General features: G+C 58.4%; 19 protein-coding genes. 6 read left to right on the forward strand and 13 right to left on the reverse strand.

The annotated features are described in order from the left end of the window. Positions 1-5 precede the first annotated feature (5 nt). The 4 genes from IC231_RS10450 to IC231_RS10460 all read right to left on the reverse strand — a co-directional run bounded on the left by IC231_RS10450 (position 6) and on the right by IC231_RS10460 (position 4354). A complete protein-coding gene (locus IC231_RS10450) occupies positions 6-2057 on the reverse strand; it encodes an RICIN domain-containing protein (RefSeq protein ID WP_190784460.1) in 2052 nt (683 codons plus the stop codon). Positions 2058-2180: 123 nt separating this feature from the next. Further along, the gene (locus tag IC231_RS20200; RefSeq protein ID WP_262892761.1) at positions 2181-2303 is read right to left on the reverse strand and encodes a hypothetical protein; all 123 of its coding nucleotides are present in this window, start codon (positions 2301-2303) and stop codon (positions 2181-2183) included. 478 nt (positions 2304-2781) lie between these two features. Beyond that, positions 2782-3462, reverse strand: a complete 681-nt coding sequence (locus IC231_RS10455; protein WP_190784461.1) for a response regulator transcription factor — start codon at positions 3460-3462, stop codon at positions 2782-2784. A gap of 148 nt (positions 3463-3610) precedes the next feature. Then, complete coding sequence (locus tag IC231_RS10460; RefSeq protein ID WP_190784462.1) at positions 3611-4354, reverse strand: sensor histidine kinase; 744 nt, start codon at positions 4352-4354, stop codon at positions 3611-3613. 212 nt (positions 4355-4566) lie between these two features. On the opposite strand from IC231_RS10460, the gene IC231_RS10465 reads away from it, so the two are divergent. Beyond that, complete coding sequence (locus IC231_RS10465) at positions 4567-4791, forward strand: hypervirulence associated TUDOR domain-containing protein (protein ID WP_190784463.1); 225 nt, start codon at positions 4567-4569, stop codon at positions 4789-4791. A gap of 87 nt (positions 4792-4878) precedes the next feature. On the opposite strand, the gene IC231_RS10470 is transcribed toward IC231_RS10465, so the two are convergent. Continuing rightward, the gene (locus IC231_RS10470; protein WP_185887168.1) at positions 4879-6465 is read right to left on the reverse strand and encodes an amino acid permease; all 1587 of its coding nucleotides are present in this window, start codon (positions 6463-6465) and stop codon (positions 4879-4881) included. 210 nt (positions 6466-6675) lie between these two features. On the opposite strand from IC231_RS10470, the gene IC231_RS10475 reads away from it, so the two are divergent. From IC231_RS10475 to IC231_RS10495, 5 genes are all read left to right on the forward strand, one after another. Next, a complete protein-coding gene (locus IC231_RS10475) occupies positions 6676-7110 on the forward strand; it encodes a hypothetical protein (RefSeq protein ID WP_190784464.1) in 435 nt (144 codons plus the stop codon). 227 nt (positions 7111-7337) lie between these two features. Then, a complete protein-coding gene (locus tag IC231_RS10480; RefSeq protein ID WP_190784465.1) occupies positions 7338-8714 on the forward strand; it encodes an MBL fold metallo-hydrolase in 1377 nt (458 codons plus the stop codon). Between the two features lie 130 nt (positions 8715-8844). Beyond that, on the forward strand, positions 8845-10077 hold the full coding sequence (sbcD, locus tag IC231_RS10485) for an exonuclease subunit SbcD (RefSeq protein ID WP_190784466.1): 1233 nt from the start codon (positions 8845-8847) through the stop codon (positions 10075-10077). Positions 10078-10176: 99 nt separating this feature from the next. Continuing rightward, entirely contained in the window at positions 10177-13548 is a 3372-nt protein-coding gene (locus IC231_RS10490; protein ID WP_190784467.1) for a DEAD/DEAH box helicase, read from the forward strand. Positions 13549-13723: 175 nt separating this feature from the next. Further along, positions 13724-13957 carry a hypothetical protein gene (locus IC231_RS10495; RefSeq protein ID WP_190784468.1) on the forward strand — a complete coding sequence of 78 codons (234 nt, stop codon included), beginning with the start codon at positions 13724-13726 and terminating at the stop codon, positions 13955-13957. Positions 13958-14041: 84 nt separating this feature from the next. On the opposite strand, the gene IC231_RS10500 is transcribed toward IC231_RS10495, so the two are convergent. The 8 genes from IC231_RS10500 to IC231_RS10535 all read right to left on the reverse strand — a co-directional run bounded on the left by IC231_RS10500 (position 14042) and on the right by IC231_RS10535 (position 20360). Then, positions 14042-14464: a VOC family protein gene (locus tag IC231_RS10500; RefSeq protein WP_190784469.1), complete on the reverse strand. Its 423-nt coding sequence runs from the start codon at positions 14462-14464 to the stop codon at positions 14042-14044. Between the two features lie 128 nt (positions 14465-14592). Further along, the gene (locus IC231_RS10505) at positions 14593-14865 is read right to left on the reverse strand and encodes a hypothetical protein (RefSeq protein ID WP_190784470.1); all 273 of its coding nucleotides are present in this window, start codon (positions 14863-14865) and stop codon (positions 14593-14595) included. Positions 14866-14945: 80 nt separating this feature from the next. Then, positions 14946-17243: a GH92 family glycosyl hydrolase gene (locus IC231_RS10510; protein ID WP_190784471.1), complete on the reverse strand. Its 2298-nt coding sequence runs from the start codon at positions 17241-17243 to the stop codon at positions 14946-14948. A gap of 57 nt (positions 17244-17300) precedes the next feature. Continuing rightward, positions 17301-18146: a toxin-antitoxin system YwqK family antitoxin gene (locus tag IC231_RS10515; RefSeq protein ID WP_190784472.1), complete on the reverse strand. Its 846-nt coding sequence runs from the start codon at positions 18144-18146 to the stop codon at positions 17301-17303. Between the two features lie 80 nt (positions 18147-18226). Continuing rightward, positions 18227-18610 carry a hypothetical protein gene (locus IC231_RS10520; RefSeq protein ID WP_190784473.1) on the reverse strand — a complete coding sequence of 128 codons (384 nt, stop codon included), beginning with the start codon at positions 18608-18610 and terminating at the stop codon, positions 18227-18229. Between the two features lie 99 nt (positions 18611-18709). Beyond that, entirely contained in the window at positions 18710-19204 is a 495-nt protein-coding gene (locus tag IC231_RS10525; RefSeq protein WP_190784474.1) for a nuclear transport factor 2 family protein, read from the reverse strand. A 73-nt stretch (positions 19205-19277) separates the two neighbouring features. Continuing rightward, positions 19278-19694 (reverse strand): hypothetical protein, encoded by a 417-nt coding sequence (locus IC231_RS10530; protein ID WP_190784475.1) that lies wholly within the window; start codon positions 19692-19694, stop codon positions 19278-19280. A 114-nt stretch (positions 19695-19808) separates the two neighbouring features. Further along, positions 19809-20360: a hypothetical protein gene (locus IC231_RS10535; protein WP_190784476.1), complete on the reverse strand. Its 552-nt coding sequence runs from the start codon at positions 20358-20360 to the stop codon at positions 19809-19811. Positions 20361-20467: the final 107 nt, after the last annotated feature.

The raw sequence follows: 20467 nt of genomic DNA on the forward strand, positions 1-20467 counted from the left end.
GGCTCTTATTTTACAATCGTAAACTCGACGCGACGATTGAGCCGGCGCGTTTCCTCCTTGTCGTTGCTGGCTCTCGGACGGGTGCCCCCGTAGCCAATCACACTGATGCGCTGCTCCGGTACGCCCCGCGTAATGAGGTAGCGCCGTACTTCTGCCACCCGGTCTTCCGAGAGCTTCTGATTCAGGTCGGCCTTGCCCTGATTGTCGGTATGCCCTTCGAGGCGGATGTTCACGGTGGGGTTGTCGGACAGGGTACGGGCCAAACGGTTCAGCTCGGCGTAAGAAGCGGGCAGCAGCGTGTATTTGCCCTGCGCAAAAATCAGCGTGGGCAGCTCCAGGCTCGAGCCCACGGCCGCCGGCACGAGCAGCAGCTCCACGGTTCGGGAACCGGTCATGCTAACGGTATCAGAAGCGGTGAGGAAGCCGGGGCTGGTAGCGGCCAGGCGGTAGCGGCCGGCTGGCAGTGTCGCCTGGAACGCCCCACTGCCCGCTACGCTCCGGGCCGTAGCGTTAAAAGCCATATCGTTGCCTAGGCGGATTACGCGGATTTCTGCCGCCAGCAGCTCCCGGGTTTTCGCGTTCCGGACAACGCCCGTAAGCAACGTGCGGGCCGCCACCGCGGGCTCGGCCACGGCTACTACCGGGGCCGCCGAGTCGGCCGGCACCGTGGCAGGCGGTACGCCGGCAGCCGTGCGGAACAGGTCGGCAGGGCTGTTAGCGGTACGTGCCGCCGCGTAGTACGCCTGCTTACCATCCGGTGACAGCGTAAAATAGGCCTCAAACCCGGCGCTGTTGATAGGGGCTCCCAGATTGCGCGGCGTACTCCACCGGGTCCAGGAATCGTCGAGGCGTGTGCTGACGAAGATATCGGAGCTGCCGTATCCAGCGTGCCCGTAAGAGCTGAAGTAGAGGGTTTTGCCATCGGGAGCCAGCCAGGGCGCAAACTCGAAGCCGGGCGAATTGATGCTGTTGCCAAGGCTGCGCGGTTCGCTCCAGATACCATCAGCGGCTTTTCGACTGATATACAAGTCGTTGCCGCCCTCCGTATCGCTGCGTTCCAATGACAGAAGCAATACCTTTTCATCGGTGGTCATGAAGAAGGTGGTGGCAGGGCCTGACGAGTAATAATTTTCGATTTCCAGGGGCGCAGGCCGGGTTCCCTTCGCCACAGAACGCGCCACCAGTGATACGCCTTCGTCGCGGAAGCTGCCGTCCCGCTCATAAGTGCCGCGCACCAGCAGCTGGCTGCCCTGTGGTCCTACCACGGTCATTATGCCGTTGTGCTGCGGCGTATTCAGCGCATCAAGGCGGGTAGCAGGGCCCCAGGTGCGGCCCTGGTCGGCGGAGTTGCTCACCCACACGTCGCCGGATTCGGTATTGCCTTCGGTGTTGCCGGCAAAACGTGTGCGGGACAGGTACAGCGTATTGCCGTCGGGAGCCAGCACCGGGTGCAGCTCATTGCCGTTGGTATTCACGGCAGTCAGCGGCTCCGGCATGCCAAATCCCGGCTGCGCAGGATCTACGTTCAGGCGCAGCTGAAACAGCCGCCATTGCTGCGTAGCCCGGTTCTGGGGCCGCTGCATCACTATCGGGGTGCCGTTAAACTTGTCGGAATTGGCAATAGCGGCACACTTCTCGTTGCCTCGCACCACCAGTTGCACGCTGCCGGCCGGACCACCAGGCACCAGTTTCCACTGCTGGTAAAAGCTGCCCGACCATGGCCGCTGCACCACGGGCGCATTCTCATCAGGCTTGTCCACGGTCAGGCACTTGCCGCTGTGGCGGGCCTCAATGCGGTAGTACTCGCCACCGGGCGTGATGCGCACGAAGCGCCACTGCTGGCTGTTCGGATGATGAAACTCCCACTGCACGGCGGCGGCCCCAGCCTCCTGCGAGCCTTTGCTTACATCAAGCGCACGGCCGCTGCTACGGGCTATAATACCGTACCACGCGTTTTCTTCGGGGGCGGCAAGGGTAAACTGGGCCCGCAGTGGCCCTGCTATCAGACAGGAAAGAAGAAAGGTGAGTAGCAGAGAACGGAACGGGGATTGAAACATGGGCAGCTAAACGGTGGATACGGGATGCAAGTTAGCCCAAACCCGGCGGCTGCAGAACGACAGGTGCCACGCCCCAGCCAAGGAACGTGGCACCCGTACAACACGGCCAAAGCGCAGCTTCTGCTACAATCCGTTGCTGATATACTTGAAGCGAACGAACCGGTCGTTTTCGTAGATGGCGGTGAAATGACCACCACTCTGCGTTTTCTGCTCGGGTTTGCGGTCTGGTTTTGAGGTAGCTGCCATAGGAACGGAAGGGTATGAACCGGGCATCATGCCGGGAACGTGGCAAATGAAAGAGAGGATTTTTGAAGCCATGATGTGTTTCGTTGCAAGAGTTGAAGTGTGAGGCAGAAAGGCGGCAGAGCGAAGACAAAAGCAGTTAGCACCCGATGAGTTGCGCTAAACAGCTTCATCAAATGTAAACATATTATCATTTGATTGAACGATGCTAAGGTATATTTTTTCTTCAATAAATGTAAATACGTGCTGCTGCGTAATTATATATCCGTGCCAGTACGTAACTATCCATCCGTACTGGCACGGATGAGCAGGCTACTACCGGCCTCTCTGTAGTATAGGCGGCCTTTTCCCCTACTCGCTTCACTAGCAGGCCGCTGGCTATACTTTCCTGCTCTTGCGCCCAGAACAGCGACGGCCCGGCTCCTTCACTGGTGCGTGAAGGAGCCGGGCCGCCTGCTGATGTTGCTACTGCTACGCTGAATCAGGTGATAAGCTTGTGGCGCAACGCGTACTGAATCAAGCCAATCACCGATTTTGAGTTTGTTTTGGCAAGAATGTTTTTGCGGTGGGTTTCTACAGTTCGCTCACTGATAAACAGCTGCTCCGCAATATGATAGTTAGAATATTCGCGCGCTATCAGCTGCAATACCTGTTTCTCGCGGGCCGTCAGCTCAATGGGGTGCTCATCGGAAGATTTGCGGCGGCCGTTGGCCGGAATCTGCATATTCTGCAGCAGCATGGTCCCTACTTCCCGGCTGAAAAACGTACGACCGGCCGCTACGGCGCGTATTGCCTCGCTTAGCTCGTCCTTGTTGGTGTTCTTGAGCAGATAGCCGGCTCCGCCTGCTTCCAGCACTTCCGTTACGGAAGTGTGGTCATGGAACATGCTTAGGGCCAGCACGCGCACATCGGGGCGGGTGGTATGGATGGTGCGAGTCAATTCCACGCCGGTCATCTGCGGCATATTCAGGTCCACAATGGCTACGTTCACCTCCGGATGGGCCTGCAGGCAGGCCAATGCTTCCTGCCCGGAATAGGCCTGTGCCACTACCCGGATATCAGCTTCCTGCTGCAGCAAGGTCTTGATGCCTTCAATCACCATCTGATGGTCATCGGCCAGCAGCACATGGATATGGCGGGGACTCGCTAGTGGTTCGTTCATGGTAAAGCGGTGGACTCGGGTCGGCACAGGGCGCAAGACGGGCCAAGGAGCGGCAGCGTCTCACTTCTTCAACAACTGGAAAAGGAAGTTACAAGAATTGCGGCTATGCTTCACAATATAGCGTTATTTGTATTTTATAAAGCGTATGTCATTGGCTATCCGCGCGAGGCAAAGGCAGTTCCAGCGTTATGGTGGTTCCTCGGCCCGGAGCGGCATCGAACAGGGCACGGCCGCCCAGGTACGCCATCCGAGCCTCAATGGTGCGCAGGCCGTGGCCCGCACTCTGCACAGCCGGGTCGAAACCGATGCCGTTGTCTTCGGCCACCACAACCAGCTCCTGCTCGTGGCAGATAAGCTGCAGCGTCATTTCGGTGGCCTGCGCGTGCTTTGCGGCGTTCAGCACAAGTTCCTGAATTGCGCGGAACAGCAGGATTTCGGTTGGCAGAGCCAGTCGTTCTTGGCTGAGGCCCACCACCTCTACCTGCAATGCCAGCAAGTGCTCAGTTGCGCTCATTCGGCTGGCCAGATCTCGCACGCCACCCGCCAGACCGTGCCTGATGAAGGCATTGGGCAGCAGATCCTGCGACAGGCGGCGTACTTCCCGCACCGAATTGTCTAGCGCATGTATGGCGCTGGCCAGCAATTCCTGCTGGCCGCCATCGGGCGGCAGCGGCAGGCGCTGCTCCAGCGCCGACAGGCTCATCTTGGCAGCGGAGAGCAGCTGGCCCAGTCCGTTGTGCAAAGCGGTTCCCACCTGGCGGCGCTCCATCTCATCTACCACTAGTGCCTCCTCTGCCCGCAACTGCCTCAGTTGCTGCTGCTGTTGCAGTAGTTCAAGCTGCTGTAGAAGCTGGTGCCGCACCCAAAGCAGGTAGCCTAACCCGGAGAGCAAGCCTAGTAAGAGGAAATGGTAGCCCATAAGCAATAGTACGCAGGCCGAACAGGAAATAGCCGCACTGGTTTCGGCAGCCAGATGGCAGCCATATTTCCTAGAAAGCACCACTGCACTTTGGCAACGTATTTCGGGAAGCTACAGTAAACAGGAAGCAGAAAAGCATCGGGCCACTTTGCAGTGGCTCATCAGCCCTTTTACTCCTCTATTCTATGCGCAAAGGCACGACTGTCACCTGGAAATACGGCACCGGCACAGCTACCGGCAAAATCGAGGAAACCCATAAGGAGTCCGTTACTCGCAAGCTGCAGGGCGCCGAAATAACCCGCCATGGCACTCCCGAAAATCCGGCCTATCTGATTGTGCAGGAAAACGGTGACCGGGTGCTGAAACTACAAAGTGAGGTGAAGGCAGCTGCCGCAAAAACGCCCAAGTAGCTCTGTCTGGAAATCCGTTAGCCCCATGCAGCAAAAAGCCCCGCCAGATACATCCGGCGGGGCTTTTTGAGTAGGCAGCAGTCCGACTTAGCGGTTGTGCTGGTCGGGCTCGATGAAGGCTTGCTCTTCCATTTCGGTGGGCACCACCACAATGCCGCGCTGCAGCATGGAGTTGCGCTTGCCGTAGAGGAAGTACACGATGAAGCCCAGAATCATCCAGCCCATGGCGACTTTCAGTGTGAAGCCATCCAGGGCCAGAATCATGCTCGTACACACCAGAATGCCCATGACGGGTACAAACGGGAATGATGGCGAGGAAAGCGGCGCGCGGAACGGCCGGGGCTGCGCGGGGTCGGAGCGGCGCATGATCCAGACGCCGGCCGACACCAGCACGAAAGCCAGCAGCGTACCGAACGAGGTCAGGTCGCCGGCCAGGGAGCCGGGCACGAAGGCCGCGAAACCACCCACGAACACGAGCAGGGCCAGGTTGGATTTGTAGGGCGTGTTGAATTTGGGGTGCAGCTCCGAGAAAGCCTTAGGCATGAGCCCATCTTTGGCCATGGAGAAGAATACGCGGCTCTGGCCCATGAGCATCACCAGAATTACCGAGGAGAAGCCCAGCAGAATGGCCATGGTAACGGCCGTACCCAACCACTCGAAGCCGGGCATGTGCGCCTTGATGGCATACGTCACGGAAGCTTCGCCGCCCAGCGCCGGGTCAGCAAATTCGCGCCAGTTGGCTACACCCGTCAGCACGTGGCCGAACAGAATGTACAGGACGGTGCACACAGCCAGCGAGCCGAGAATACCGATAGGCATGTCGCGCTTGGGGTTTTTGGCTTCCTGCGCGGCGGTGCTCACGGCATCAAACCCAATGAAGGCGAAGAATACAATGGCCGCGCCGCCCAGCACACCACCCCAGCCATGCTTGTTCCACTCCGTGTACTCGCGCACCACGGTGCCGGCCGCATTTTTTACGGGCTCAGCATTTTCCGGAATCAGGTAGGGCGTATGGTTGGCCGGGTTGATAAACTGCCAGCCTACGGCAATGAAAACCAGCACAATGGCTACTTTCAGAAACACCACTATGGCGTTGAACATAGCCGATTCCTGCGTGCCTTTGATAAGCAACAGCGACAGGGCCACAATCACCAGCAGGGCTGGCAGGTTGATGAGGCCGCTGTGCATCACGCCATCAATGGCCGCGCTTTCGAAGGGCGAGTGGCTGAGCTCATAGGATATGGGCGGCATATGGAATGCCTCTAAGAGTTTGTTCAGGTATTCGCTCCAGGCGATACTCACAGTGGCCGCGCCCAGCGCGTATTCCATAATCAGGGCCCAGCCGATAATCCAGGCCACAAACTCGCCCATGGTGGTGTAGGCGTAGGTGTAGGCCGAGCCGGCAATCGGAATCATGGCGGCAAACTCGGCGTAGCAGAGGCCCGCAAATACGCAGCCAATGGCGGCCACAATGAAAGCCAGCGTAACGCCCGGTCCGGAAGCCTGCGCGGCGGCAGCGGCCGTCCGCACAAACAGGCCCGCCCCAATAATGGCGCCCACGCCCAGCGCAACGAGGTTGCCGGCACCCAGCGTCCGCTTCAGCGTACCGTGCCCGGTGGAATTAGCCTCGCCCAGCAGCTGGGCCAGTGGTTTTTTGGCGAAAATATTTGCCATACAGGTTTGGTGAGAGAAAAAAAGAGAGGTAAGTGGTAGAAACAAAAAAGGCGCAACGGCCTGCAAGTCGTTGCGAGGCCCCGAATATAGGCGTTTATGTTCTTCGGGAACTGCAAATCTGGTGGCAGGGCAAATTGGGACGCTCAGATTAAACCCCGGCTTCTGCCAGCGTTCTAATCTGCCGTAACCCCTCACATAGACTTTCCCGACATGAAAAAGATGCTTGTAGTACTCGCTGCTTTTGCTCTCACGGCTGGCGCAGTCTCCGCCCAAACCACCGCGCAGCCCGGCCGCATGGGCCAGGGCCGCACCCACGACGCGGCCCGCACCCCGGAGCAGCACGCCGACATGCAAACCAAGCGCCTCACCCAGCAGCTGAGCCTCAGCGCCGACCAGAGCGCCAAGGTCCGGGAGCTGGCGCTGGCTGAAAACCAGGAGCTGCAGGCTCTGCGCGGAAAATTCGCCGCTGCTGACAGCCGCAAAGGCGCGGGCCAGGAGATGAAAGCCATTCAGGCGAAGTACGATGCCCAGCTCAAGAGCGTCTTTTCGGCCGAGCAGTACACCAAATACCTGCAGATGCGCGAAGAACGCATGGACAAGCGCAAGGAGAAGATGAAAGAAGGCAAGATGAAACAGAAGAGCTAAACCTCACTGCACTTCCTCGCGAAAAAGCCCCGGCCAACAACGGCCGGGGCTTTTTCGTGCCTGCGGCCGGCCGTTTCCCTGTGCGGCCCGGCGCATTCCTGAAACCTTTGGCATCGGCAGCGGCTTTTTGCACAACCCACAGTGTTTAGCTTGCTACAGTTATCTTCAGGCAATACATTTGAAGAAGTCCGCCCTTTGTGGTGGCACTCCACCACATCCTCCACCCCATGAGTCCTCTGCCCAGTAGTACCGCGTCGGTACAGATTCAGCAGTTTTACGACAAAGGCCTGGCCCACGCGAGCTACGCCATCCGCAGCGGCCGCCAGGTAGCCATCATCGACCCGGCCCGCGACCCTCAGCCCTACTACGATTTCGCCGACGAGCACGACGCCAAGATTGTCGCCGTCATTGAAACCCACCCCCACGCCGACTTCGTGAGCAGCCACCTGGAAATTTCCCAGGAAACCGGTGCCATTATCTACGTGAGTAAGCTGGTACGGGCCGGCTATCCGCATCAGTCCTTCGATGATGGCCAGCGCATCAGCCTGGGCACCATCGAGCTGCACGCCATCAACACGCCCGGCCACTCCCCCGACTCCATTAGTGTACTGCTGATGGACGAAATGGCCCAGACCCGCGCCGTGTTCACCGGCGACACGCTGTTTGTGGGCGACGTAGGCCGCCCCGACCTGCGCGAAGACGACAACGTGGGCGGCCACAGCCGCGAAGACCTGGCGGCCCAGCTCTACCAGAGCACCCGCCAGAAGCTCATGACCCTGCCGGCCACCACCAAAGTATATCCGGCGCACGGCCCCGGCTCGCTCTGCGGCAAAACTACCAGCACCGACCTCGACAGCACCATTGGCAAAGAGGTGAAAACCAACTATGCCCTGCAGCCGATGTCGCAGGAGGAGTTTATTAAGGTGCTGCTGGAAGACCAGCCCTTCATGCCCAAGTATTTCGGGCACGACGTGGTGATGAACAAGCTGGGTGCCTTGCCTTTCGAGGACAGCATCCGGGCAGTGCCACGCCTGATGCCCGACGCCGAACTGGAAGCTGGCAACATCATCATTGACACGCGCCCGGCGGCGCAGTTCCGGGCCGGCCACTTGCCCGGCGCCATCAACCTGATGGACGGCGGCAAGTTCGAAACCTGGCTGGGCTCGGTAGTAGGCCCGCAGGAACCGTTTTACCTCGTGGCCGATTCGCAGATTGCGCTGGACACGGTCATCCGCAAAACGGCTAAAATCGGGTATGAGAGCAACATCAAAGGCGCGCTGCTTGCGCCTCGCGAATTGCCTGCCACCAGCCCGGCGGTAGATGTGGAGCATGTGCGGCAGCAGCCCCACGACTTTACTATTGTGGACATCCGCAACCGCACGGAAGCTCAGCAGCCGGTGTTCGACAATGCGTTGCTGATTCCGCTGCCTGAGCTGCGCGAGCGGGCCCACGAAGTGCCCACCGGCAAGCCCATATTGATACACTGCGCCGGCGGCTACCGCTCCGCGGCTGGTGCCAGCATTGTGCAGGCCGCGCTGCCCGGCGCCACCGTCTACGATTTGGGCGAAGCCATTTCCACATTCCAGACCCAGGCCGTTCACTAGCTGACGCGGGCCAGGTTCTACTTACAACTTACCTGCAATGGTTCGCGGAGGCTTTCTTCGCGGACCATTGTGCTTTTGATGGAATGAGAAGCCCTGTTTAGCCGTTACCTTTACAGTTCATTTACCTGCAATGCGCGTACTACACACCGCCGACTGGCACCTGGGCCAGCGCTTTATCAGCGGCCACGAACGAACCGACGAGCACCGTCATTTTCTGGAGTGGCTGGTGCAGACGGTGCGCGAGCAGCACGTGGAAGTGCTGGTAGTGGCCGGCGACATTTTCGATACCGGTTCGCCCTCCAACCAGGCACTGGAGCTGTATTACAGCTTTCTGCTTGGCATGCAGAACACCGGCTGCCGCGACATAGTGGTGGTTGGCGGCAACCACGACTCGCCGGCCACGCTCAACGCCCCGGCCCGGTTGCTGCGCCATCTGCGCGTGCATGTGGTAGGTTGTGTGCCCGAGTGCTTTGAGGAGCAGGTGCTGGTGCTGGACGATGCCGCCGGCAAACCCGGCCTAGTAGTATGCGCCGTGCCTTTCCTGCGCGACCGGGACGTGCGCCTTTCCGTGCCCGGCGAAACAGCCGAGGAGCGCGAAGCCCGCATCAAGCAGGGCATTGCCGACCACTACCTGCGCCTTTCGGAAATAGAGCAGGTGTGGCAGCTGAAAGATTTGGGGCTGCCCGTGCTGGCTACCGGCCACCTCTACGCCGCCGGCGCCGCCCCGTCGGATTCCGAGCGCACGATTCATGTCGGCAATCTGGGCCAGGTTACGGCCGACCATTTCCCGGTGGTGTTCGACTACGTGGCGCTGGGCCACCTGCACCGCCCGCAGCGGGTGGGCGGCCGGGAGCATATCCGCTATTCCGGCTCCCCCATCCCGCTTTCCTTCTCCGAAATTGACCATCCCAAGGAAGTGCTGCTACTCGACTTCGAGAGCGGCAAGCTGGCGGCGCTGCAAAGCCTGCCGGTGCCAGGGGCGCGGCGGCTGCTGCGCTTCCACGGCACGCTTGATGAGGTAACGACGGGCCTCACCACCTACGACAACGCCGGCTATCTGCTGCCCGCCTGGGCCGATGTGCAGATTCACTCGGAGCTGACGCAGCTGGAAGTCGCCGACGCGTTGCTTGCCGTCATTCAGGCCCTGGACCGCCAGCAGCTCGAAGTGCTGGCGCGCCGTCATTTCCGCCTCGTGAAGCTCCGGGCTCTCGGGCAGGAGGACGAAGAAGCCGACGCCCCGCTCACGCGCAGCCTCCACGATTTTACGGAGCGGGAAGTGTTTGAGCAGCGCCTCGAAGCTGAACCCGAAGCCAGCCGCGCCGAGCTGCTGCGCACCTTCGACGAGCTACTGGAACGAATGTAGATGCGCAGCAGGCCCTAGCAACTGCCGCTGCGCGGGAGCCAGACGGCCGGGCGGCGCGTATCTTTACCTGACGTGCGGAAGCCTGCCGCCGCCTTCTGCATGCCGATTTCCTCGTCGCCTCATCCGCACCAGTATCTTTTGCCCAACCTGACTGTGGCGGAGCTGACCAACGCCGTTGTCTGGCTGCATTGTGCTTCGCTGCCCGAGGCTGATTCCCGTACGCTGGCGGCCATTCAGCCCGAAACGCTGGAGCCGAACCACGGTATCTTTAGCAGCACCAGCCAAGCAGCTGGCACTCTACATTTTCCTACTGTGGAAGTGCAGCAGCTGGATGGAAATCTGCTGGTTTCCTGCGCCTGTACTACGCCCAAAACTACCCTGTGCGAGCATCAGGCAGCGGTGCTGCTGAGCATTCTGCACCGCAAAGAGCTGCGGCTGTTTTTCGATCAGCAGGCCCGTAACCAGCACCTGCGCGCCGCCGCCCGCGACTATGGCCTGGAGCAGGCTGCTGATCTGGACGCGCATTTTGAGTTGACGTATGTCCGCCCGGCGTCCGTGACGGTAGCGCCCCGGCAGGCAGCGTTGTATCCCGTCACGGCGGCGGCAAACCAAGAGTTGATAGCTCAGTTACTACCGCCGAAGTCTGCGCCGCTTATTGCACCGGCGGGTAGCCGGCAACTGCTGGTACTGGGCCGCCATAAGTACTACGGGCACCTGACGCTACAACTGGCCGAGGCGGCGCTTACGGCTACAGGCAAGGTCAAAAACCCCATCAGCCCCCTTCATCCGCTGGAAGGCATCTGGCAGCTGCAGAGCGCAGAGGAAATTAAATTTTACACGGCCGTAGCGCATTTCCAGCGCAACTTCGAGGACACCCGCTCGGTGGCCACCCTCAACGCATTGCGGGCCGTGGTGCAGAATCCGGCCGGGGTAGCTTTCTACACGCACAACGCTACTATTTCTGATAACATCACGGCCCAGTCTATCAGTCCCGTGCAGCTCCGTACTGCCCGCACCGAGCTGCGGCTGACCGTCACCCAGCGAGGCGACTATTACGACGTGAGTGGCAAGCTGCTGCTCCACGACCAGCCCCACGACCTTCAGGCCCTCACCATCCGCTACGAGTATTTTGTGGCGACACCGGAAGCGCTGTACTTGCTCGAGGATGTGGCGGTGTGGCGGGTTGTAGAGTTTTTTCAGAAGCGCAACAACACCCTCCTGATTCACCGGAGCAAGTTTCCGGAGTTTCAGCGGGACGTGCTGGCCAATCTGGAGGACCGCCTGCACATTAGCTACGGCCACCTGCGTCCGGCCACGCCCGAGCAGCGCGCAGCCAGCGGATTCGATACGCCCCCGGAGCTCCTGCTGTACCTTTCAGATGCCGGTCCGAGCGTGGAGCTGCTGCCGGTGATGCGCTACGGCCCGAAGGAAGTATCCATACTCTCGCGGCGGCAGCTGCATGCCGTAGATGAGTTGAGCCGGCCTTTTGTGCTGGCGCGGGATGCGAATGCCGAGGACCGGTTTGTGGCGGCCTTACTAAAGCATTACCCCGAGTTTCGGGAGCAGCTGCAGCAGGAGGCATTATACGTGCCCAAAACGCAGTTTTTGCGGGAAGAATGGTTTCTGGAGGCTTTCGAGGACTGGCGCCGGGCAGGCATCACCATCCTGGGGTTCAATCAGCTGAAAAAGAACACCCTCAACCCGCACAAAGCCCGCATTACGGTACGCGTAACCGGCGAGACCAACTGGTTTGATACAGCTGTGGGCGTGCGGTTTGGCCAGCAGCAGGTGACGCTGCAGCACCTGCAGCAAGCCGTGCGCAACAAGCGTCGCTACGTACAGCTCGACGACGGTACGCGCGGCATTCTGCCCCAGGAGTGGATGAAGAAATTTGCGGCCTGGTTTGCCGCCGGCCACGTCGAGGATGACCGGATTCGCACGCCCAACATCAGCTTCGCCACCCTCGCCGAGCTTTATGACGCTGAAGCATTGGCGCCCTCCGCACAGGCCCAACTGGCCCGCTACCGCGCCGCCGCTGCCGACTTCACCGGCATTGCGCCGGTAATGGTGCCGGCCGGCCTGCAAGCCACGTTGCGCGAATACCAGCGGCAAGGCCTCAACTGGCTCAACTTCCTCGACACCTTCCATTTCGGGGGCTGCCTGGCCGATGATATGGGCCTGGGCAAAACAGTGCAGGTGCTGGCCTTCCTGCTGCATCTGCGTGAAAAGGGACACACGGCGGCCAATTTGGTGGTGGTGCCGGCGTCGCTGATATTCAACTGGCAGGCGGAGGCAGAGAAATTTGCGCCTTCGTTGCGGATACATGCGGTGCAGGGTGCGGGGCGCGGCCAGAAGGCGCCGGATTTCGACGCTTATGACATCGTCCTAGTTACCTACAACACCATGGTATCCGACATCCAGTGGCTGCGCGACTACCGCTTCAACTACGTGGTGCTGGACGAGGCGCAGGCCATCAAAAACCCCGACTCGCAGCGCTACCGGGCCGCCTGCCTGCTGCAGGCCCGCAACCGCCTCGTGCTGACGGGCACACCCGTCGAAAACAGCACTTATGACCTATACGGGCAGCTTTCCTTCGCGTGCCCCGGTTTGCTGGGCAGCCGCCAGCACTTCCAGGACCAGTTTGCGGCTCCCATCGACAAGTTCAAGGATGGCCGACACGCGCAGGCGCTGCAGCGCAAAATCAGCCCGTTTGTGCTGCGCCGCACCAAGGCCCAGGTAGCAACGGAGCTGCCCGCCAAAACAGAGATGGTGCTCTATTGCGAAATGGGCGCCGGGCAGCGCCGCATCTACGAGGCCTGCCGCCAGGAGTTCCGGGCCCGGCTGCTGGGCCAGCACCCCGACTCGCCCCGCAAAAACAGCGCGCACATTCTGCAGGGGCTCACCCGCCTGCGCCAGATCTGCAACGCCCCCGCTCTCCTTGCTGATGCCGAATCGTACGGGTCAGAATCGGCGAAGCTGGCGGTGCTGCTGGAGGAAATCGAGAGCAAGGCGCCGCAGCACAAGCTCCTGGTTTTCTCGCAGTTCGTCGGGATGCTCGATTTGATTCGGCCGGAGCTGGAACGGCGCGGCATCGGCTACCAGCAGCTCACGGGCCAGACGCGCAACCGGGCCGCTGCCGTGCGGGCGTTTCAGGAAGACGATTCGGTGCGCGTATTCCTGATTTCGCTGAAAGCAGGCGGCGTGGGCCTCAACCTCACCGCCGCCGACTACGTGTACCTCGTGGACCCGTGGTGGAATCCGGCCGCTGAAAACCAGGCCATTGACCGCGCCCACCGCCTCGGCCAGCAGAACAAGGTGGTGGCCGTGCGCCTCATCTGCCCCGATACGATTGAGGACAAAATCAGAAAGCTGCAGGAAGCCAAACAGGAGCTGGCGCATGACCTCATCAAAACCGACGCGTCATTGTTAAAGTCGCTCACGCCGCAGGAGTTGCTGGAGTTGCTGGGATGATGCTGTAGTGAATGGGGGTTGCCCCCGCCCCTTGTGGGCCGGTGACAAAGGGTTTCGTTCAACGGCGGGCGGGGGCAAGCCCCGCCCCTACACCAATCTGGGGTGCCGCAATTTTCCTCAACCCCTCACACCTGAGTTGCGTTAGAGCCTTTACACCATTTTTCCCTTGTCAATCATGAGTATATTTGGTTCTGACCGCCCGAGCGGTTCACTTGGTGGCCTGATTTCGGGCCTGTTTGGGGGACGCACTGCCGTTAACCCTACTACCGGAACATATGACACGCCTGCTCGCTCCGGCGGAAGCCGTAAGCTGCTAGGCGGTGCGCTGCTAGCGGCGGGTGCTGCCTACCTCTACAGCCGCAACAAGAACAGAAACGCCAGCACGCCCAGCTTCACCGGCAACAAATAGAGTAGCTACCAAAGCAACTCAAAACGCCCCGCTCCACTCCAGTTCAGACGTGAAGCGGGGCGTTTTGCTATCTGGCTGCTACTGCTAAACAGGTTCCCACAGTTCCAGTTTGTTGCCGTCCGCGTCCATGATGTGCACGAACTTGCCGTAGTCGTAGCTGGCAATGTCATCCAGCACGGTTACGCCGTTGGCTTTTAGCTGCGCCACCAGCCCTTCAATGTTCTGTACCCGGTAGTTGATCATGAACTCCTTAGCGGAAGGCACGAAATAGTCGCTCCCTTTCTGGAAGGGGCTCCACTGAAGCGAGTTTACTTCCTCGGGCCGCTCCACGTTTCTGTATTCAAACGTCGAGCCCCAGTCGTTGACTTCCAGCCCCAGGTTTTTGGCGTACCACTCTCTCATTTCCTGCGGATTGTCAGAGAAAAAGAAAATACCGCCGATACCCGTCACCTTGGGTGTAATGTCGTTAGACACCGGGGTATTTACTATGTTTTTTTGCTCGGCCATTTTTGATATGATTTAATGCATGAAGTCTCAGCATGCGCGGCTAAGCACGAGTTACTGTACACTATACTCGCGCCATCTGGGGCTTTAATAATCTCAGCCTGACTAAAAACCCAAAAGTTGACCCGCTCTTAATCCAGTATCAAATCGGTAATACGAATCCAAAGAGAGTTCTTGATGGGATTATGATTCTCTAATCCATAATCGTCTATACTTTGCTCGAACAATACCAATACCCTCCCGTCAAAATCATCATTTGTCTCAATGATTTTTCCCCTTTTACCTATTAGTTGCCAATAATTCTCTCTTGCCTCGATGTCCTCACCAGCCACTGCTGTTCCAAGGAAAGATATCATTCTTACCATTACGTCCTTCATGATGCTTTCAGCACTGAGGTGCTCCACAATAAAGATGTTAAGCCTTTGGCTCCCAGTTGGAAGCAATTTCAGGAAATCCAAAACCTGCTTCTACAACCCTCTCCTCCTCACGGCTTCCCCGCCATTGTAAATACCAACTCCCCGCCCTTCACCACATCGGCATATTGCAGGAACGGGCGGGTGAGCTTCTGGCCGTTGAGGCGGGCTTCCTTCACGTAAACGTTTCTGTCGCTCTGGTTTTTGACGGTGATGCGGAAGGCGTTGCCGTTCTCTAGATTGATGGTGGCGCCGTACACGGCGGGGCTGCCGAGGGCGTATTCCGGCGAGCCGGGCGCTACGGGATAGAAACCCAGCGCCGAGAAGATGTACCAAGCCGACATCTGCCCGCAGTCGTCGTTGCCGCCGAGGCCGTCGGGGGTGGGGCGGTACATCTTGGGCAGAATCATCCGCACGCGGGCCTGGGTTTGGTAGGGCTGGCTGGTCCAGTTGTAGAGGTAGGCTACGTGGTGGGCGGGCTCATTGCCGTGCACGTAGTTACCGATGATACCGTCGCGGGTGATGTCCTCGGTTTCGGCGAAGAACTTGTCGGGCAGGTGCATGGTGAACAGCGAATCCAGGTGGGGCAGAAACTTCTTTTCGCCGCCCATCTTGGCAATGAGGGCGGCGGGGTCCTGGGGCACGTAGAGGCTGTAGTTCCAGGCGTTGCCCTCGATGAAGCCCTGGTCGTGGGTGCTCAGCACATCAAAGCGCGGGCGGAAGCTGCCGTCGGCCAGGCGGGGGCGCATGAAGTTGATGCGCGCGTCGTACACGTTCTGCCAGTTCTGGGCGCGCTTGCTGAACTCGGCTTCAATGTCCGTCTTACCTAGCTTGCGGGCCAGCTGCGCAATGCACCAGTCATCGTAGGCGTATTCCAGCGTCTTCGATACCGAGGCGCCGCTTTTGTCTTCGGGCACGTAGCCCAGCTGCTCGTAGAGGCCGATGCCGTCGTAGCGCTGCTGGTGGGCGGTGGTTACGCAGGCATCGAGGGCGCGCTGGGCCTGGTCGGCGGGCACCACGCCTTTGAGCACGGCATCCACTATCACGGGCACCGAGTGGTAGCCAATCATGCACCAGTTTTCGTTGGCGTAGTGGCTCCAGATGGGCAGCATGTGCATCGTGCTCTGGTCGAAGTGGGCCAGCATCGACTGCACCATATCGGCGTTGCGCTTGGGTTGCAACAGGTTGTAGAGCGGGTGCAAAGCGCGGTAGGTGTCCCAGAGCGAAAACGAGGTGTAGTTGGTGAAGCCTTCGGCCTTGTGAATATTCTGGTCGAGGCCACGGTACTGGCCGTCCACGTCCATGTAGGTGGTGGGGCTGAGGGCGGCGTGGTACATGGCCGTGTAGAAATTCTCCTTGTCCACCCGTTTCGGCGACTCCACCACCACTTTGCTTAGCTCCTGCTGCCACAGCGCCTGCCCCGCCCGCTTCACCGCCTCGAAGTCCCAGCCCGGCACTTCGGCCCGCATGTTGCGCAACGCCCCCTCGGTGCTCACGCCCGACAACGCCATTTTCACCTTCACCTTCTCCCCGGCTGTGGTTTTGAAATCGAAGAACAAGCGCAGCTGCTCGCCGGCCAGCTCGGGGAAGTTCTTGGTTTGGTCGAAGCGGCCCCAGAAGCCGCGGTACACTTGTTTCTTGGACAAATTGCGGCTGCCGTAGCTCACGAACGGCTTCGAGAAGCTCATGGCGAAGTACTCGGTGCGGGTGCGCGCCCAGCCGTGGGTTTGGCGGTAGCCGGTCACGAGGGTGTCGTTTTCCACCCGCACAAAGGTCCAGACGTTCTTATCTGGGTAGTTGTAGATGCCGGCCGTGAGGTCCAGGATAATATGCGCCTGCTCGGACTGCGGAAACGTGTACTGGTGCATGCCCACGCGGTTGGAGGCCGTCAGCTCGGCCACAATGTTGTGGTCGTCGAGTTTGACACGGTAGTAGGCGGGCTCGGCCACTTCGTTCTGGTGCGAAAACCGGGAGCGGAATCCTCGTTCCGGCTGGTCTGCGGTGCCGGGGTTGAGCTGGAGCGGGCCGGTGGTGGGCATCAGCAGAAAGTCGCCTAAATCGGAGTGGCCGGTACCGCTAAAGTGGGTGTGCGAGAAACCGACGATGGTTTTATCGGCGTACTGGTAGCCGGCGCAGTACTCGTACACACGGGGGTTGTACTTGCCGTTTTGCTCGTAGCTCAGCGTGTCGGTATCGGGGGAGAGCTGCACCATACCGAAGGGCACCGTGGCGCCGGGGTACGTGTGCCCCATCCGGGCCGTGCCTACCAGCGGCTTGGCGTACTGCACCAGATTTTCGGTGGGCTTGGCTTTCTGGGCGAAGGTTGGAACGGTGGCGAGGAGCAGCGCAGCAAGCAGCAATAGTTTCATCAGCTTCAGGAGGGCGTTGAAGCTGGCAAGGTAGGGAGGCAGGTAAACAAAACCTTGTCACTTGGCTATAGTGAGGTACAGTCTGCCAACATTATTCTCGCCCTTCAATACCTCCAGAATAAAACGTGGATTTTTATCCATAGGTATCCCAGATGCTAACAGCAACTTACGAGTGTCAATTCCTTTAAATTCATCTACTCCATATTTACTAACGAATGATCTATACCCAACAGCCTCTATGTAAAGCTTCACTGTTAATACCGCATGAGCCTTATTCTTATATCGAGGAATAATATCTATTTCTGAAATCTGCTCCACTCGCAAAGGAAAATTCTCAGCATCTTTTCCCTGAAAAACAAATTCCATCTTCCATATCTCTGGTGTCAATTGTTCAGGAATCTGTCTGATAAATTCACCGTCTTTCCAATCCTCGGCATATAGCTGTTTTCCTCCTTCATCGAAGTACGTCCATCGGCCTATTTTTACACCACAATAGTGCCGTGTACACAAATCCCCCCAATCGTTAGTTGAATTTTCTTTGTACTGTCCGCTGATTTTAATTTTACCGTTGGGATAATATATTTTCTCCCATCCAACAGGCGCATCGGTATAGTAAACTCCTTCACGTAACAGCTGATTACTACCATTATATACCTTCAGAATACATGGACGGCAATTTTCCATATTTCGCCTCGCAAGCTGAAAACTATCATAAGTTAGCTTGTCGACTTTCTTATTCTCCACGATATAAATCCTCTCACCTTCTACCACGCGCGTCATCATGCTGACAGCAAAGAACTTCTTTGTGGCAAGGTCTTTATAAACCGTGCTGCTGGACGACTGGCCCTTTAAAAATCCGGCTGAGGCAAGACAGAAGAGGCAGGTGAAGAATATTAACTTCATAAGATATGGTGCAGCGCGGCAAGCGGCAGTAGTTTCATCAGCTTCAGGGGGGCGTTGAAGCTGGCAAGGTAGGAATAACTCTAGCTGGTTGCAGACACAGGTATATAGGCGTACAGACGCAATCTGTCATCAGATAACTCCAACCGAAATTGGCCTATTTCCTCTATCTTCTGCTGAATGGAGATGATATCCTGTTTTTCAGACTCGATATTCCCAATAAATCGAGGAAAATCCAGCCATTCAATTTCCTTGTATGCACACCAGCCATTGAGCACCGGACTACCGGAAATCATAGCCTCCATAGCCGTGTCATAGTAGTCAAAATTATAGCTGGCATACTCGTCAATGACCAGTAGACGCTTAACGCCTTCATCTTCCCACATTAGTTTTACTCGACATTCCAGCACCATTCTGTGATTTTCAACAAGAACGGTTAGGAGCTTTACCCATTTGGAATCGCTCATTGTTGGAATCAAGTGTCTACTTGTAATCAACTTATCGAGTGAATCATCATCTCGTTTCGGCATGGAACTCCTCATAGTATCAGCAGTAGAGTTGAGATATTAATGCCCATAACTCACCACCCGCGTCACCTGCCAGCGCCCGTCGCGTAGGCGCCACACCATCATGTTCTTGAAGGTGCCGCAGTCGTCGCGGCCGTTTTCCACGTGGCAGAAGCGGTGCTGGTAAGTTTCCACAGCGCCGTAACCGTTAATGGGGTACACTTCCAGGGTGCCGGGCACGAGCTGGCGGTTCAGGCCGGTGGTTTTGTTCTGTTCGAACAGATTCCGGAAGCCATGCATGGTTTGCTGGAAGTTGGCTAGGCCGCCCTTATCGTGGTAGAACTCCAGGTCTTCGGCGAAAAAGGTTTGCAGCGTGGCCACATCGTGCCGGTTGAAGGCCACGAACATCAAGCTGTCCTGCCGGGCAATGGTGCGGTACAACTCCGGCGACACCGGCGGCGGGGCCGCACTGACGGCGGTGGTAGCGGTACGTACCGGCGCGCAGGCTTCGGCGAGGAGTAGCAGGAGCAGCGCGGCCAGCAGCAGGAGCTTCATGGGCACTTATTGGGATGTGGACTGGCAAGGTAGGAATCAACTACTTGCTATTGTCAGCTACTACTCAATTGATTTACCGCTTCACAATGGATTCAACCACTCCAACGCAGGTCCGCTTGAGCGAGCAGGCTCTCGGATCAAGAGGTGCATAGATATTATCTGTTTTAGCATTTGTGCTTGGATGTATCACCACCAATTCCCCATTAGCAAATTCCTTACTGATGTTGCATAGTTCTAACACCCTTATAGTATCATTTTCTATTGTTTTGACTAGAGTGATGGAGGCAGTTGGCATTATTCCACATAACTCGTTTGTGGTCTTATGAAAAACAACTATGCCTCTTATATCGTCACGAATGCCGGGATATTGCCAGTCTTCCTGGCAATCCTTCTTTCGATATGGCCTGTGCAGATAATTAGACGCTGACAACTCAGCACCCCAGCCACTGATAACGGATACCAACATTGTAGCTCCAATAACTCGATTCATATACATATAAGTGTCAGTAAAGCTTGATCTATAGGCAGGGCCAACGGCAATAGTTTCTTGGGCTCAGCAATGGCGTAAGCAGGCTAGGCTGGCAAGGTAGCACTCCTACCCCCTCTATCCTCCTTCCCCACCCAGTGCGTCTGCCAGCGCCGCCGCTTCTGCCTCCAGGCCCAGCAGCCGGGCCCGCAGCTGGTGGTAGCGGGCCGCTTCCCAGGCATCCAGGTCGGTGGCGGCCTGCTCCTGGCGGCGCTCCAGCCAGCGGCGGGCGGCGTCATCGGGGGCGGCAGCGAGCAGCGCTGGCAATGCCTGCTGCAACCGGGTAGCGGCCTGCTGCCGGGCCACCAGCTTCGCGAGCGAGGCCCGCAGCTGCCCGGCGCGGTGGCGGCATTCATCCAGGCGGGCCCAGAGCGGCTCCGGGTCGGGCGGGGACAGGGTGGGCAGCGGCTCGGTGAGCGGCCGGGGCTCGGTTTTGGCGGCCGGCGCGGCCAGTATCAGGGGGAGCAGCCGCACCAGCAGCGGCCCCGGCAGGTCGCGCCGGCCACTTTCGCAGTGCCCCATTTCCACCCGACTCAGGTGCAGATACGTGCCCAGCGTAGCCTGATCCAGCCCGAATACCTTGCGCACCAGTCCCGGCAACGATTCGTGCCGGCCGCTTTTTCGTCCCATCTGAGTGTAGCTTATTATTTTCCTTTTCAAGATAAGCTACAAAACAGTGTAGCTTATTTATATTTTTCAGAAAATAAGCTACACCCGTATTCGGCCATTTCCACCCC

This window comes from Hymenobacter duratus (genome assembly GCF_014698995.1).
In the GTDB taxonomy this organism is placed as follows: Bacteria; Bacteroidota; Bacteroidia; order Cytophagales; family Hymenobacteraceae; genus Hymenobacter; species Hymenobacter duratus.

Coding starts and splice junctions, on each gene's coding strand:
- IC231_RS10500 (WP_190784469.1), bottom strand. CDS start 14,464: ATGGCCGAGCAAAAAAACATAGTAAATACCCCGGTGTCTAACGACATT.
- IC231_RS10525 (WP_190784474.1), bottom strand. CDS start 19,204: ATGAAGCTCCTGCTGCTGGCCGCGCTGCTCCTGCTACTCCTCGCCGAA.
- IC231_RS10450 (WP_190784460.1), bottom strand. CDS start 2,057: ATGTTTCAATCCCCGTTCCGTTCTCTGCTACTCACCTTTCTTCTTTCC.
- IC231_RS20200 (WP_262892761.1), bottom strand. CDS start 2,303: ATGGCAGCTACCTCAAAACCAGACCGCAAACCCGAGCAGAAAACGCAG.
- IC231_RS10480 (WP_190784465.1), top strand. CDS start 7,338: ATGAGTCCTCTGCCCAGTAGTACCGCGTCGGTACAGATTCAGCAGTTT.
- IC231_RS10470 (WP_185887168.1), bottom strand. CDS start 6,465: ATGGCAAATATTTTCGCCAAAAAACCACTGGCCCAGCTGCTGGGCGAG.
- IC231_RS10515 (WP_190784472.1), bottom strand. CDS start 18,146: ATGAAGTTAATATTCTTCACCTGCCTCTTCTGTCTTGCCTCAGCCGGA.
- IC231_RS10455 (WP_190784461.1), bottom strand. CDS start 3,462: ATGAACGAACCACTAGCGAGTCCCCGCCATATCCATGTGCTGCTGGCC.
- IC231_RS10465 (WP_190784463.1), top strand. CDS start 4,567: ATGCGCAAAGGCACGACTGTCACCTGGAAATACGGCACCGGCACAGCT.
- IC231_RS10490 (WP_190784467.1), top strand. CDS start 10,177: ATGCCGATTTCCTCGTCGCCTCATCCGCACCAGTATCTTTTGCCCAAC.
- IC231_RS10495 (WP_190784468.1), top strand. CDS start 13,724: ATGAGTATATTTGGTTCTGACCGCCCGAGCGGTTCACTTGGTGGCCTG.
- IC231_RS10530 (WP_190784475.1), bottom strand. CDS start 19,694: ATGAATCGAGTTATTGGAGCTACAATGTTGGTATCCGTTATCAGTGGC.
- IC231_RS10510 (WP_190784471.1), bottom strand. CDS start 17,243: ATGAAACTATTGCTGCTTGCTGCGCTGCTCCTCGCCACCGTTCCAACC.
- IC231_RS10520 (WP_190784473.1), bottom strand. CDS start 18,610: ATGAGCGATTCCAAATGGGTAAAGCTCCTAACCGTTCTTGTTGAAAAT.
- sbcD (WP_190784466.1), top strand. CDS start 8,845: ATGCGCGTACTACACACCGCCGACTGGCACCTGGGCCAGCGCTTTATC.
- IC231_RS10475 (WP_190784464.1), top strand. CDS start 6,676: ATGAAAAAGATGCTTGTAGTACTCGCTGCTTTTGCTCTCACGGCTGGC.
- IC231_RS10535 (WP_190784476.1), bottom strand. CDS start 20,360: ATGGGACGAAAAAGCGGCCGGCACGAATCGTTGCCGGGACTGGTGCGC.